Annotated in this window: 16 protein-coding genes, 4 tRNA genes and 1 pseudogene; 10 read left to right on the top strand and 11 right to left on the bottom strand. The window is 71.3% G+C overall.

The window, feature by feature from the left end; genetic code table 11:
• Nucleotides 1-55: 55 nt before the first annotated feature.
• Nucleotides 56-637, top strand: a complete 582-nt coding sequence (locus tag VIM26_RS23095) for a DMT family transporter (protein WP_331955677.1) — start codon at nt 56-58, stop codon at nt 635-637.
• Nucleotides 638-655: 18 nt separating this feature from the next.
• On the opposite strand, the gene VIM26_RS23090 is transcribed toward VIM26_RS23095, so the two are convergent.
• From VIM26_RS23090 to VIM26_RS23070, 5 genes are all read right to left on the bottom strand, one after another.
• The gene (locus VIM26_RS23090) at nt 656-928 is read right to left on the bottom strand and encodes a DUF3618 domain-containing protein (protein ID WP_331955675.1); all 273 of its coding nucleotides are present in this window, start codon (nt 926-928) and stop codon (nt 656-658) included.
• On the bottom strand, nt 925-1,392 hold the full coding sequence (locus VIM26_RS23085) for a phage holin family protein (RefSeq protein ID WP_331955673.1): 468 nt from the start codon (nt 1,390-1,392) through the stop codon (nt 925-927). The genes VIM26_RS23090 and VIM26_RS23085 overlap by 4 nt, the downstream gene beginning before the upstream one ends.
• Before the next feature lie 93 nt (nt 1,393-1,485).
• Nucleotides 1,486-1,558, bottom strand: a tRNA-Phe gene (locus tag VIM26_RS23080).
• Nucleotides 1,559-1,603: 45 nt separating this feature from the next.
• Nucleotides 1,604-1,677: transfer RNA gene (locus tag VIM26_RS23075), tRNA-Asp, on the bottom strand.
• 59 nt (nt 1,678-1,736) lie between these two features.
• A tRNA-Glu gene (locus VIM26_RS23070) sits at nt 1,737-1,809 on the bottom strand.
• Nucleotides 1,810-1,985: 176 nt separating this feature from the next.
• Here VIM26_RS23070 and VIM26_RS23065 point away from each other — a divergent pair.
• Nucleotides 1,986-2,330, top strand: a complete 345-nt coding sequence (locus VIM26_RS23065) for a metallopeptidase family protein (protein ID WP_331955680.1) — start codon at nt 1,986-1,988, stop codon at nt 2,328-2,330.
• Between the two features lie 260 nt (nt 2,331-2,590).
• Nucleotides 2,591-3,517 carry an LLM class flavin-dependent oxidoreductase gene (locus VIM26_RS23060; RefSeq protein ID WP_331955671.1) on the top strand — a complete coding sequence of 309 codons (927 nt, stop codon included), beginning with the start codon at nt 2,591-2,593 and terminating at the stop codon, nt 3,515-3,517.
• A 33-nt stretch (nt 3,518-3,550) separates the two neighbouring features.
• Here VIM26_RS23060 and galE read toward each other — a convergent pair whose 3' ends face one another.
• Nucleotides 3,551-4,522, bottom strand: coding sequence for a UDP-glucose 4-epimerase GalE (gene galE / locus VIM26_RS23055; protein WP_331955670.1), 972 nt, complete (start codon nt 4,520-4,522; stop codon nt 3,551-3,553).
• Here galE and VIM26_RS27205 point away from each other — a divergent pair.
• The 5 genes and pseudogenes from VIM26_RS27205 to VIM26_RS23030 all read left to right on the top strand — a co-directional run bounded on the left by VIM26_RS27205 (nt 4,478) and on the right by VIM26_RS23030 (nt 8,760).
• Nucleotides 4,478-5,058, top strand: a pseudogene (locus VIM26_RS27205) (IS607 family transposase). The gene galE and the pseudogene VIM26_RS27205 sit on opposite strands and share 45 nt — an antisense overlap.
• A complete protein-coding gene (tnpB, locus tag VIM26_RS23045) occupies nt 5,055-6,422 on the top strand; it encodes an IS607 family element RNA-guided endonuclease TnpB (protein ID WP_331955666.1) in 1,368 nt (455 codons plus the stop codon). Before VIM26_RS27205 ends, tnpB begins: the two are co-directional and overlap by 4 nt.
• On the top strand, nt 6,419-6,637 hold the full coding sequence (locus VIM26_RS23040; RefSeq protein WP_331955664.1) for a hypothetical protein: 219 nt from the start codon (nt 6,419-6,421) through the stop codon (nt 6,635-6,637). The genes tnpB and VIM26_RS23040 overlap by 4 nt, the downstream gene beginning before the upstream one ends.
• Before the next feature lie 9 nt (nt 6,638-6,646).
• Nucleotides 6,647-8,191, top strand: a complete 1,545-nt coding sequence (locus tag VIM26_RS23035; protein WP_331955662.1) for a mechanosensitive ion channel family protein — start codon at nt 6,647-6,649, stop codon at nt 8,189-8,191.
• A gap of 263 nt (nt 8,192-8,454) precedes the next feature.
• Nucleotides 8,455-8,760, top strand: coding sequence for an adhesin (locus VIM26_RS23030; protein ID WP_331955659.1), 306 nt, complete (start codon nt 8,455-8,457; stop codon nt 8,758-8,760).
• A gap of 105 nt (nt 8,761-8,865) precedes the next feature.
• Here VIM26_RS23030 and VIM26_RS23025 read toward each other — a convergent pair whose 3' ends face one another.
• The 4 genes from VIM26_RS23025 to VIM26_RS23010 form a co-directional block, all read right to left on the bottom strand.
• Entirely contained in the window at nt 8,866-9,801 is a 936-nt protein-coding gene (locus VIM26_RS23025) for a hypothetical protein (protein ID WP_331955657.1), read from the bottom strand.
• A gap of 9 nt (nt 9,802-9,810) precedes the next feature.
• Nucleotides 9,811-10,017, bottom strand: a complete 207-nt coding sequence (locus VIM26_RS23020) for a hypothetical protein (RefSeq protein ID WP_331955655.1) — start codon at nt 10,015-10,017, stop codon at nt 9,811-9,813.
• Between the two features lie 509 nt (nt 10,018-10,526).
• A tRNA-Lys gene (locus VIM26_RS23015) sits at nt 10,527-10,599 on the bottom strand.
• Nucleotides 10,600-10,780: 181 nt separating this feature from the next.
• Nucleotides 10,781-11,182 carry a hypothetical protein gene (locus VIM26_RS23010; protein WP_331955653.1) on the bottom strand — a complete coding sequence of 134 codons (402 nt, stop codon included), beginning with the start codon at nt 11,180-11,182 and terminating at the stop codon, nt 10,781-10,783.
• A gap of 71 nt (nt 11,183-11,253) precedes the next feature.
• Between VIM26_RS23010 and VIM26_RS23005 the strand changes: the two genes are divergently transcribed.
• Complete coding sequence (locus tag VIM26_RS23005; RefSeq protein ID WP_331955651.1) at nt 11,254-11,796, top strand: DapH/DapD/GlmU-related protein; 543 nt, start codon at nt 11,254-11,256, stop codon at nt 11,794-11,796.
• A gap of 44 nt (nt 11,797-11,840) precedes the next feature.
• On the opposite strand, the gene VIM26_RS23000 is transcribed toward VIM26_RS23005, so the two are convergent.
• A complete protein-coding gene (locus VIM26_RS23000; protein WP_331955649.1) occupies nt 11,841-12,650 on the bottom strand; it encodes a methyltransferase domain-containing protein in 810 nt (269 codons plus the stop codon).
• Between the two features lie 90 nt (nt 12,651-12,740).
• On the opposite strand from VIM26_RS23000, the gene VIM26_RS22995 reads away from it, so the two are divergent.
• On the top strand, nt 12,741-13,115 hold the full coding sequence (locus VIM26_RS22995) for an ArsR/SmtB family transcription factor (RefSeq protein WP_414696549.1): 375 nt from the start codon (nt 12,741-12,743) through the stop codon (nt 13,113-13,115).
• Nucleotides 13,116-13,135: the final 20 nt, after the last annotated feature.

The raw sequence follows: 13,135 nt of genomic DNA, 5'->3' as shown, positions 1-13,135 counted from the left end.
GTCCTATAGGACGTCAACGCTCGGACGTCCTGGCGAAAGGTGACTCGGGATCGGGGTGCTGCTCGGGGTCTGGAACCCGGGCGCCATCGACCTCGTCGGTGCGCTGATGCTCGTGGGCGCGACGCTCTGCTACGGCTTCGGCAACGCGTGGAGCCGCCGGCGGCTGACCGGTACGGGGCTGTCGCCGGTCACGTTGCCGGCGGTCCAGCTCGCCGTCGGCTCGGCGCTGCTCGCCCCCTTCGCGCTCAGCACGCCCCTGACGGCCCCTGTGGCCCCCGGGCCGGGCCTCGCGCTGCTCGCGTTGGGCCTGGGCGGTACGGGCCTCGCGTTCGTCCTGTACTGGCGTGTGCTGGACGTCGCCGGGGCGACCGTCACGGCGAGCGTCACCTACGTCATCCCGCTGGTCTCGACCACGCTCGGCGTACTCGTGCTGGACGAACGGCTGCACTGGTACGAGCCGGTCGGCGGGGCCGTGGTGCTGGCCGGCGTCGCGCTGACCCAGTGGGGCGCGGCCCGACGTCGGCCGCGGCCGGGCACTGGGCAGACCGCGGCGCCCGGCGCCCGGACGACGCAGGCGATACCGACGACGCAGGCCACACCGACGCCGCGGTCGGTGTCGCCTGGGATGCCGGACTGAGCCGGCCTGCCAGTCGGGTCAGCGCCTGCGGGCGATCGCGGTGCCGATCGCGACGATCGCGGCCAGGGTGCCCGCCCCGATGCCGAGGAACGTGCGGGCGCGGTTGCGGTCCTCCGGGGTCGTGGCGGGGTCCGTGCCTGCGTCGTGGATCAGCTGCTTGGTGCGCGCGAGCACCTCGTTCGCCTTGACCCGCGGGTCGAGGCGGTAGGTCAGCTCGTCGATCGTGGCGGCGAGCTCGGCACGGTTCCGCTCGAGCTGCTCCTCGATCGCGTCCGGCGTGTTGTTCGTCATGGGTGCAGTCCTTCCTTGATGGCGTTGACGTCCTGCTTGACGTTCTCGGTCGCGCGTTCGGGCGTGGGCGGCATCCCGCGGTCCAGGGAGCGCTTGCCGAGCAGCGCGAGCACGCCGGTGATGACCAGCAGCACCACGGCGACGATGAGGGCCGCCAGCCACGCGGGCACGACGAGGGCGAGGGCGAGGATCACAGTGGTGAGGATCACAGCGAACGCGAAGAACCCGAACAGGCCGGCCCCCACGAACAGGCCGACGCCGATCGCGCTCGCCTTGGCCTTCTCGGCGAGCTCCGCCTTGGCCAGCGCGATCTCCGCGCGGATCAGCCGCGACGTCTGCTCCGACAGCCGGCTGAACAGCTCGCCCACGGAGGGCTTGGCCGTCCCCGGTGTCGTCCATTGCGTGTCTTCCACGCCGATCACATCCCTCGAGTCGCCGAACTGACGCTCCCAGTCTGTCGGCATCGACGGGGTTGTGCGATCTGTTCGGAAAGCGGGATCGTCCGGTCCGGACGCAGATCAGCCCCGCCCGGCGGGTGCGGACGGGGCTAACAGATGTGGCCACGGGCGGGTTCGAACCGCCGACCTTCCGATTTTCAGTCGGACGCTCTACCAACTGAGCTACATGGCCCAACCGACCGACTGCGCCCGGTCTTGTGGACCGGGCGCATGTCAGCGACCCCGACGGGACTCGAACCCGCGACCTCCGCCGTGACAGGGCGGCGCGCTAACCAACTGCGCTACGGGGCCTTGCGAAACACAAGGTACCTGTAAGACGACACAACAACGAAATTGCAGTTCTTCGTGCGTACCCCCAACGGGATTCGAACCCGTGCTACCGCCGTGAAAGGGCGGGGTCCTAGGCCGCTAGACGATGGGGGCGTAGTCAACGCCCCTGACGTCTGAGGCGTCCTGAGACCTCGGAAAGCATAGGGCAGATCCTGGGCAGATCCAAAGCGGGATCGCTCGGTGCGCCGGCGGGGGTCGATCAGCGCGGGCGGTGGGCCGTCCGGTGCCCGCGCTGACCCCGCGCGCGGCAGGATGGGCGGGTGGTCGACATGTCGCGCGCCGAGTTCGAGGATGCCGTCCGGGACGCGCTGGACGAGATCCCGGAGGACCTCGCCGCGCAGATGGACAACGTGGTCGTGCTCGTCGAGGACGACGCCCCGGCGGACGATCCGGACCTGCTCGGGGTGTACGACGGCGTGCCGCTCACTGAGCGCGACCAGTTCTGGGGCGCGGGCGCGCTCCCGGACCGGATCACGATCTTCCGGCGCCCGACCCTGGCGATCTGCGACTCGCGTGACGAGGTCGTCGAAGAGGTCGTGATCACCGTGGTCCACGAGATCGCGCACCACTTCGGCATCGACGACGACCGCCTGCACGAGCTCGGCTGGGCCTAACGACCGCCCAATCGCCGGATAGGACGACGCCAACCACCCCAACCCGCCTGTGCCCACCCCGGCGGCTCCCTGACGCCCAGACTGCGCACATCCGTGACACCTGCGCACATCGGATGTGCGCAGGTCTCACGGATGTGCGCAGTCTGCGGTTGGTCGCCTGGTTGGTCGCCTGGTTGGGGGCCGGGTTGGTGGTGCTCGACCGCCGTCGGGCCTGATGACGCGGTGCTGGGGTGGGCGGTTCGCGCGGTTAGCCTCGGGGGATGACTTCGCAGGGACTCCGGTTCGGGATCGTGCTGCTGCCCCAGGACCGCTGGTCGGTGGCGCGCGAGCGCTGGCAGCGCGCCGAGGAGTACGGCTTCGACCACGCGTGGACCTACGACCACCTCGCCTGGCGCTCGCTCGCCGACGAGCCGTGGTTCGCGACGGTCCCGCTGCTCGCTGCCGCGGCGGCGGTCACGGACCGGATCCGGCTCGGCACCTGGGTCGCGAGCCCGAACTTCCGTCACCCGGTCCCGTTCGCGAAGGACGTCATGGGGCTCGACGACGTCAGCGGCGGGCGCCTGCTGCTCGGTCTCGGGGCCGGCGGAGCCGGGTACGACGCTGGCGTGCTCGGCACCGCGCCGACGCCGCGCGAGCGCAGCCGGCGGTTCGCCGAGTTCACCGAGCTGCTGGACGAGCTGCTCACCCACCCGGTCACCGAGCACTCCGGGGAGTACTACGAGGCGCACGACGCCCGGATGACCCCGGGCTGCGTGCAGCGCCCGCGGGTGCCTTTCGTGATGGCCGCCAACGGCCCGCGCGCGATGGCGTTGGCGGCTCGCTTCGGTCAGGGCTGGGGAACGTTCGGGCCCACGTTCGACGAGGCGCTCGGTGAGCTCACGCCTGGGCAGGCCCAGGAGCGCTGGTGGGACGGCCTGGCCGGGATGGTCAAGAAGTTCGAGACCGCCGCCCACGAAGCCGGCCGGGACCCCGCGACGATCGACAAGTACCTCAGCCTCGACGGTGCGCCGGTGTTCTCCTTCGAGTCCTACGCGATGCTCGCCGAGGGTGCCGAGCGCGCTGCGGGGCTCGGCTTCACGGACGTCGTCGTGCACTGGCCGCGGGCCGAGGGGATCTACGCGGGCTCCGAGGCAGTGCTCGAGGAAGCCGCAAACCGCCTCGACGAGCTCCGAGCCCTGGGTCGCTGACCCAACCCCCACCCGGACAGGTCCGCCGGAGCGTCAGGCGCGTGCGGACGCGGCCTGGCGGGCCTGCCAGGCACTGGCGACCATGTCCTGCAGCGTGTGCCGCATCCGCCAGTCGAGGTCGCGCGCAGCCAGCTCGCCGGAGGCCACGATCCGCGCCGGGTCACCGGCGCGGCGCGGGGCGATCTCGGGCTCGAACTCGATCCCGGTCACCTCGGCCATCGCCGTCATGATCTGCCGGACCGAGACGCCGTCGCCGCTGCCGAGGTTGTAGACGAGCTCGAGCGGCTCGTTCGCGGCGAGCCTGCGGGCCGCGGCGACGTGCGAGAGCGCGAGGTCCGCGACGTGGATGTAGTCGCGCACGCAGGTGCCGTCGGGGGTGTCGTAGTCGACGCCGAAGATGCGCGGCGTGCGGCCCTCCACGAGCGCGTCGAGCACGAGCGGGAACAGGTTGTGCGGGCTCGTGTCGGTCAGGTCGGGCGATCCCGAGCCCACCACGTTGAAGTACCGCAGCGACGTGTGCCGCAGCCCGCTGGCGACGCCCTGGTCGCGCAGCAGCCACTCGCCGATGAGCTTGCTCTCGCCGTACGGCGACTCGGGGGAGGTCGGGGTCGCCTCGGTGACGAGGTCGGTGTGCGGCGTGCCGTAGGTCGCGGCGCTCGAGGAGAACACGATCGCGTCGACCCCCTCGTCGGCCATCGCGGCGAGCACGGACTGCGTGCCGGTGACGTTCTGCTCGTAGGTGTGCAGCGGGCGCTGGACGCTGACCCCCGCGTACTTGAACCCCGCGACGTGCACGACGCCGGTCACCTGGTGCTCGGCGAGCACCTGGCGGACCAGTCCCGTGTCCAGGATCGAACCCCGGACCAGCGGCACGCCGTCGGGCACGAAGCCCGCGTGCCCGCTGGACAGGTCGTCCAGGACGACCGTTTCCAGCCCCACGTCAGCGAAGGCCCGCACGACATGCGACCCGATGTACCCCGCCCCGCCAGTTACCAGCCATGTCATACCGGCAGCGTACCGGCGGCCCGCAGCCGTCCCGGGCGCCCGACGCCCGCGTGCCAGGCTGGGAGTCTGATTGTTATCGGCGACGCGGGTGTGGCCACCCTGGCTGGTTCGACCGTGGTGTAGGCCCGGGTGTCGTCGGCCGATCCGCGGGCGGATCTTGACCCGCCAGGTCGCCCGGGGCCCCGGGTGGGCGACCGGGCAGCATCTGTCGTTGACAACGTGGTGACCGACGTCGGGTCGGCGTTGAACGGGCACTGCCGCAAGTTCTTGGCGCTGCGGGCTGATCCGGGCGTGTCGACGGTCGTGGTGGAGCACCGCGAGGTGGTTCGCGAGGTTTGGTGCGCAGCACGTGCCAGGCCGCGATGTCGGCGTCGGGTCGTACGTTGTTGGTCGTGGATACCGCTGAGGTGGACGACCTGGTCCGGGATGTGCAGGAGATCCTCACATCGCCGGGTGCCCGCCTGTACGGGCGGCGGGTCGGCGCGAACCGGGCCGCACGGGCTGCGGCTGCACTCGGTCAGGGCGGCACGTCGTGACCCTTCTCGCGTATCGGTTCGCCCTGGACCCCACGCCGTCTCAGGAGCGGGCGCTGCGGTCCCATGCGGGGGCGTCCAGGTGTGCGTTCAACTGGGGTCTGGCGCGGGTGAAGGCGGTCATGGATCAGCGTGGCGCCGAGGCCACGTACGGGATCGCGGGAGAAAATTTGACGCCGTCGATCTCGTGGTCGCTGTACTCGCTGCGCAAGGACTGGAACCGGGCGAAGGCCACGGTGGCGCCGTGGTGGGGTGAGTGCTCGAAGGAGGCGTTCAACACCGGTCTGGACCAGCTCGCGCGCGGGCTGAAGAACTGGGGTGAGGCCAGGCGCGGGAAGCGTAAGGGCAAGCCTGTCGGGTTCCCGCGGTTCAAGTCGAAGCGAAGGGCCCGCCAGTCCGTCCGGTGGACGACCGGCGCGTTTCGGTGCGAGGCCCGTCATGCGGTACTGCCACGGATCGGGCGAGTGAGGCTCCACGAGGACGGCGCGCGCCTGGCGGACCTGGTCGCAGCCGGGGCGGCACGGGTGGTGGCGGTGTCGGTCCGGTTCGAGCGGGGACGCTGGTTCGCTGCGTTCACCGTCGAGCAGGACGTGAGGCGACCGGCAGCCGCCGACCCGGATGCGGTCGTTGGCGTCGACCTGGGCGTCAAGACCCTCGCGGTCCTGTCGACGGGCGAGGAGATCGCGAACCCGCGGCACTTGTCCACGGCGTTGGGGAAGGTCCGGCGCCTGTCCCGGACGATGTCGCGTCGGACTGGACCGGACCGGCGCACCCGCCGGGCGCCGTCGAACCGGTGGCGCCGCGCGAGTGCTGCCCTGGCCGAGGCGCAGGGCCGGGTAGCCGACCAGCGACGTGACGCCCTCCACAAGGCCACCACCAGCCTGACGGCCCGGTTCGGGACGATCGTGGTCGAGGACCTGCACGTGGCGGGGATGCTCGCCAACCACCGTCTGGCCCGGCACGTCGCGGACGCGTCGTTCGCCGAGTTCCGCCGCCAGATCGAGTACAAGAGCGCCTGGCGCGGCGGCCGGGTGATCGTCGCGGACCGGTGGTTCGCGTCCAGCAAGACCTGCTCCGCCTGTGGCACAGCGAAAGCCAAGCTGGCCCTGTCCGAACGCACGTTCGTCTGTGCCGCGTGCGGCCTGGTCCTCGATCGGGACGCCAACGCGGCACGGAACCTCGCCGAGTACGGCAAGCAGCAGATCGCCGGGAGTGGCCCGGAGACCCGAAACGGACGTGGAGCCGACCGTCAGACGACCCCCGGGCCGCAGGTGGCTATGAAGCGTCAACCCGGCACGCGGCAACGCGCTCAGACCGGGACCGTCCCGCGGCAACGCGAGACTGCATCCGAGGCTGCTCACCCATGAGCACTCAGACCCAACGGCTGTACATGAATCCCTGGCGGGACGTCCGCGAGCGGTGGTCGGCGCCCCGCCGGCTCGACATGGGCAAGGCCTGCATTCGCTTCCGGGCGGCCGCTGACCTGGACCTTCCGCTGATCGCCGAGACCATCGCGGGGTCCGGCGTCGAGCGGCTGATCGAGATGCACGAACACGTCCGAACGTCGACGCGCGGCGCCTAATCTGAGGTGATGCTCCAAGAGACCGGCGTGACCGAAACCGTGGACGTGCTCGGCCCGATCGCCGCCGTGGCGGGTGGTGTGGTCGTGGCCTTTGTGCTCGCGACGCTCATCTCGGCCCTCGTGCGCGCGGCCGCCCGGCGTTCGAATCTCGCGATGGACGTGCTCAAGCGGGTCCGGCGGCCGATGCGGGTCGTGCTGGTAATCGTCGGGGTCTGGATCGCGCTGCGCCTGTCGACCAAGTCCGCCGACTGGCGCATCGCCGTGGAGCACGCCCTGCTCATCGCGCTGATCGTCGCGGCCGCGTGGCTGATCGGCGCGCTCGCCTTCGTGGCGGAGGACGCCGCGCTCAACCGGTACCGCTTGGACGTGCCGGACAACCGCCGGGCCCGCCGCGCCCGTACCCAGATCGCGGTCCTGCGCCGCCTGACGGTCGCGCTCCTCGCGATCTGCGCCGCCGCGGGGGTCCTGATGACCTTCCCGAGCGCGCGCGCCGCCGGGGCCAGCGTGTTCGCCTCCGCGGGCGTGATCTCGATCGTCGCCGGTCTGGCCGCCCAGAGCTCGCTCGCCAACGTGTTCGCGGGCCTGCAGCTCGCGTTCACCGACGCGATCCGGCTCGACGACGTCGTGGTGGTCGACGGCGAGTGGGGCCGGATCGAGGAGATCACGATGACCTACATCGTCGTGCACCTGTGGGACGACCGGCGCCTGATCGTGCCGTCCACGTTCTTCACCAGCACGCCCTTCGAGAACTGGACCCGACGGGACTCGAACATGCTCGGCACGGTCGAGCTCGACGTCGACTGGGAGGTACCCGTCGCGGCGATGCGGGACGAGCTGAAACGGTTGCTCGAGGAGTCGGACCTCTGGGACGAGCGTGTGGGCATCCTGCAGGTGACCGACGCGGTCGGCGGCCAGGTGCAGGTGCGGGCACTCGCCAGCGCGGTCGACGCGCCGAGCATCTTCGACCTGCGCTGCTACGTGCGCGAGGGGCTCGTGGACTGGCTCCAGCGTGAGGCGCCGTACGCGCTGCCCCGGACCCGGCTGGAGGGTGGCGGCGGCGCCCCCGGCGCCGTTCGGGTGGTTCCGCGGGCGGTCCTGCCCGGCGACGGGCGGACGCCGCCCGACGCCGCCTCGGTGCCCGACGACGAGGATCAGCCCAAGACGAAGCTGCTGCGCCGCCCGGACATCCTGCGGCCTCCGGTACGGGTACCGGCGCCCCGCGGCGCGAAGCAGGGGCCTGCCGGGGACGCCACGGCTCAGTTCACGAAGCACACCGGCGACCGCCTGTTCACCGGCAGCTTCGACGCGGTCGAGCGTGCGCAGGCGTTCGGGGGTCCTGGCCGGGAGGTGCTCGAGGAGCGCGAGCAGACCGCCGAGCGCGCGCTGCGCGAGCCGGTTCCGACCGAGGGAGACGGCAAGGCGCCGGGCGACCCGAAGACGAAGGTCGACAGGCCGAAGGGCGACAAGGCGCAAGACGGCCGGACGAAGGGCGACGAACCGCGGGGCGGCGAGCCTCGGGGCGGTGAGCCGGCGGGCGACGAGGCGCAGGGCTGACGACCCTCGGCCCGGCAGCCGGTGGGCAGCGGCTGGTCAGGTGGCAAGCCGGCGCCGTCGTCGGGTCCGGCTGAGCCGTTCCTGGGCCGCCGGATCGTCTCGCCCAGCGAGATAATCTCGCCCACCGGACGAGGTGGCTCGCGAGTTTGCATCCGGGCCGCGGTCTTGTGACGGTGGGGTGGACCGAAGGCGCCCGTTGGCCGGTCTCGCCGTGTGCGGGACGTGGACCGGGGGTGCCGCGACCGGCAATCGAAGGAGCGCACGTGCTCACCCTGACCGAGAACGCCCGCACCACAGTCCAGGACCTCGCCGAAAAGGCCGGAGTCCCCGAAGCCGGGGGCCTGCGTATCGCCGCCGCGCCCGAGTCCGGTGGATTCGACATCGTGCTTGTCGCCGAGCCCGCACCCGGTGACGACGTGGTCGACGCCGGCCGCTCCAACGTCTTCCTCGAGGAGACCGCGAGCGAAGCACTCAAGGACCAGCAGCTCGACGCCGACCCGGCGAACGCGGAGACCAGCTTCACCGTGTCGCCCCAGGCCGCCGCCGCGGAAGCCGCGCCCGAGGCCTGAGCGCCTCACCCCTTTTCTTCACTAACGTCCGAGCGTTGACGTCCTATAGGACGTCAACGCTCGGACGTTAGTGCGTTCGGGGGGCCGTTTCCGCAGGCGGTTCGGTCAGCCACAGGCGCGTAGGTAGTGGGCCCAGTAGCCCCGGTACTCGCCGTACGGCTCGGCGATCTCGGCGAGGCCTCGCTCGTCCAGCGGACGGCCGTACACGGCAGACGCGACCTTGAGCACCTCGTCGCCGTCGGGCAGGCGTTCCATCCGGCCCAGGCCCCGGATCAGGACGAATGACGCCGACCACGGGCCGATGCCCGGCAGGGACAGCAGGAGCTCGCGGACGCGGTCGTAGTCGCCGTGCCGCAGGAACTCCTCGTCCACCCCGGCGAGCCCGGCGAGCGTGCAGTGCAGGTAGGCGCCCTTGCGGGTGTTGCCGAGGATGCTGATGAGCTCGTCCGGGCCGAGGGCGGTGAGCTGCTCCTGTGAGGGGAACGGCCGATACGTCTGCCCCCAGGCCGTGAGGTCGTTGTCGAAGGCCGCCATCAGCCGGCCCTTGAGCGTGCGCGCGACGGCCATCGGGGCGCGCTGCGACAGGATCGCCCAGCAGATGTTCTCCACCGGCGAGGGCAGCTTGACCTGGTGGTAGCCGCGCAGCTGCGCCACGACCGCGGAGAAGGCCGGGTCCTGGGCCGCAACCTTGTAGAACGGCGACAGGTCGTCGTCGAGACCGAGGAAGAACGAGATGCGGTCGGACGCCGCGGCGACCAGGTCGTCGGTCAGCTCGGTCGCGGAGCCGAGCCGACAGCGCAGGGCGTCGTCGCCCTGGGCGGTCAGTTCGGCCACGATCGTCCGGTCGGCGAAACGCCAGGCCTTGACCAGGGACGCCTCGCCGATCGTCTGTTCCCCGCGAAGCGCGGGGAACGAGCCCAAGAACTCGAGCGAGGCGTGCCAGTCGAACGGCGCCCGCGCACGAAGCGAGACGGTCCTCTCGTGCGCACCATTGGGCACTGAGGCGGCGCTCTCGCCGCCGGACGCTCGTTCGGTGGTCACGGCAGCCTGCTACCGGAGGGGAGTGAGCCGACGCTTCTGCGCGATGAGCGAGCGCTCGACTTCGGCGGAGCGTTCGACGATCCAGGCCTCGAGGGCCGCGAACCGCTCGACGGGAAAGGCACGCAGGTGCTTGCGGCGAACCGAGCTCACCGGCTTGTGCGGGTTGTCTGTCCGGAATGTGGTAACAAGTGCGACGACATCGAGATCTACGGCCATGTTTGCAGCGCCCCCCAGCGTTTGTCCCGAGCGTCGTCGCCCGGGTACTCGTCAACTTTACCGCCCGGCCGACGTCGGCTCATTGCCGGAGGATTAACATCGCGTTACCAAGTCAAGAATAATAGATCTGATCTCCGTGTGTCGGTTGACCGGTCGGTCGCGGAGGTACTGCCGATGCACGCATCGATGTTCGACCCCGGAGGCCGGGAACGGCTGCCCGGGTGGGATGAAACTGCAGGTCAACGGCGTTTTCGCGCGACTTCGGCGCGGAACACCGGCAGTCCGCCGCCGGGGCGTTCGGGCCGTCGGCCCAGGTCGATGCCGCGGTTGTGCGCAGCGTCCGGCGGGCGATTTTCGCCCGGGTGAAGTCTGTTCCGCGGGGACAACCTCTCGCACGGCTCCCGCCGCGGAACGTCCCGCGCCGCGACGCGTCGAGGCGATCCTGCACGTCTGCGCCAAAATGTCCCGCCCACACGAGGCGAGGCGGGACATTTTCGTGGTTCAGACGGTGGGCCCCGTGGGACTCGAACCCACGACCCGCGGATTAAAAGTCCGATGCTCTACCAACTGAGCTAGAGGCCCGGGATCAAGAGGTTCGTCCGGACGCCCCTGGGGAACTCCCCCGGGACCGCCTTCAGGCTCCTACCCCGCTGCGTAGCCTACGCGAGCGGGCCCGGCGCTCCGATGACCCCGCGCGGCCGTTGCCTCGCTCGTCATCCGTTCCCGGCGCCCCGCCCGGCGGGCGTCGCCGACGCATGCGGGTTCAACGTCGAGCTCCGCGCGCGACGGCCAGGGCCCAGGCGACGAGCGGCACCTGCAACGGCAGGCGGCCCCACGCGAGTCCGGGTCGGTGCACCCGCGAGAGGGAGTCGGGACGCGAGTCGAGAGCCATCTTGACGTTGCCCGGGAACACCGCGACGAACAGCACGGCTGCGGCGAGGGAGCCGATCCGCCGGGTCCGGGGGATCGCGATCGCGACGGCGCACGCGAGCTCGGCGGCGCCGCTCGCGAGCACCCAGGCCCGGGGGTTGCCGAGCGGGCCGGGGATGAGCTGCTCGTACCCTCGCGGCCGGACGAAGTGCGCGACGCCGGCGGCGCCGAGCAGCCCGGCGAGCCCCACGGCGGCGAGGGGCGCGGCGGGTCGAGCGTGCGCGGTGTCGGGCATCTCGCCCAACGGTACGAGGGAACGAGGGCGTGTCTGCCCAAACGGTTCGTCAGGCGGGAGAGGATCGCGGGGTGTCCGCCGGCCGTCTCATGCGCATCCAGAGCCCCGAGTTCCAGGCCAGGGCCGAGCGGGTCCGGCGGGTCACCGAGCTCACCTCGCTCCTGAACGTCCTGCCCTTCGAGGACGAAGCGGGTAAAGCCGCACTGTTCGAGCAGATCCTGGGTCGGCCGCTTCCCGCGAGGGTCACGATCTACCCGCCCTTCTACACGGACCACGGGCTCCACCTGGACCTTGCCGAGCAGGTGTTCATCAACCAGGGCTGCATGTTCCTGGACTACGCCGGAATCCGTCTCGGCGAACGCGTGATGATCGGTCCGAGGGCCACGTTCATCACCAGCGGTCACCCGGTCGACCCGGCCGAGCGCAGGCTGTACCTCACGGGCGCCCCCATCGATGTGGCGGAGAACGTGTGGATCGGCGCCGGGGCAACGATCCTGCCCGGAGTGAGCATCGGGCGCGACGCCGTGATCGCCGCCGGGGCGGTCGTGGCCGACGACGTGCCGGCGGCGAGCCTGGTGACCGGCGCGAAGGCCACGGTCCGCCGACGCTGGTGACAACCGCCGCCGGACGGCATTGGTGGCGGGTTGGGAAGCAGGTCCTACCGGAACGTCGCTCCGGGAGTCAGCTGCTCGACCCCGGGCTTGACCGCGCGGACGATCGCGCCGTGCAGGCCGTCCGCAACCTCGTGCGTGAACCGCACGGACGCGTGGGCGAAGCCCGCGTCCGCCAGCCCGTCCAGGTACTCCGATGCCGAGAGCGCACCCGCGATGCACCCCGCGTACCCGCCGCGCTTCGCGCGTTCGGCAGGGGTGAGCCGGTCCTCGGCGACGACGTCGGAGATCCCGAGGCGGCCGCCCGGGACCAGCACGCGGAACGCCTCGCGGAGCACCGCGGGCTTGTCGACCGAGGAGATCACCACGTCCACGCTGGCGTCCGGGAGCGGCACCGCTTCGATCCGTCCCTCGAGGAACTCGACGTTCGTCGCGCCCGCCTCGACCGCGTTCGACCTCGCGAGCTCGAGCATCTCCGGGGTGAAGTCGACACCGTAGGCGAAGCCCCGCGGACCGACCCGCCGGGCCGAGAGCAGGACGTCGATCCCGCCTCCGGAGCCGAGGTCGAGCACGCGCTCACCCGGCCGGAGGTCCGCGACCGCGGTCGGGTTGCCGCAGCCCAGGCTGGCGAGGACCGCCGAGTCGGGGAGCCCGACGGCGTCGTCGGGCGAGTACAGCGCGCGGCCGAACGTGACCGGCATCGACGCGCCTGCCCCGCCGCAACCGCCGCCCCCGCCACAGCATGCGGCGCCGTCTTTGGCCGCGTCGCCCGCGGCTCGTTCGCCCGCTGTGTCGCCGATCGAGCGTGCCGCGGCCGCGTAGTGCGCGCGGACCTCCTCGACGAGAGATTCCGACATCAGGTGCTCCAATACATCGACGATCGTCAATGTCTAAATCCTGACCTTAGATATCGACAGGTGTCAATGTCTTGTCCCATACTTGGTGACGTGCCCACCCGACCGGCCCTGCTGCCCCTGCTGCCGGTGCACGACACCGTCGCCTGCTGCGAGCCCCTCGTGCATGAGGTCCTCGCGGCCGACCAGGCCGAGCGCCTCGCGCGCGTGCTGAAGGCGATAGCCGATCCCGCTCGGTTGCGGCTGCTCTCGCTCGTCGCAGCCCAGGAGTCGGGCGAGCTGTGCACGTGCGACGCGACCGACCGGCTCGGCCTCACCCAGCCGACCGTGTCGCACCACTTCAAGGTGCTCGTCGCCGCGGGGCTGCTCGCTCGCGACAAGCGCGGCGTGTGGGCGTACTACGCGCTCGTCCCGGGTGCGCTCGATGCGCTCGCCGGCCTGCTCGCGACCACCGGCTCGGCCCGGTGAGCGGGCGGCCGGCTCCGCCC

Origin of the sequence: Pengzhenrongella sp. (assembly GCF_036565025.1) — a bacterium.
Lineage (GTDB): Bacteria > Actinomycetota > Actinomycetes > Actinomycetales > Cellulomonadaceae > Pengzhenrongella.
The sequence above is the reverse complement of the archived record's forward strand: the minus strand, read 5'-3'. Positions and strand labels throughout refer to the sequence as shown.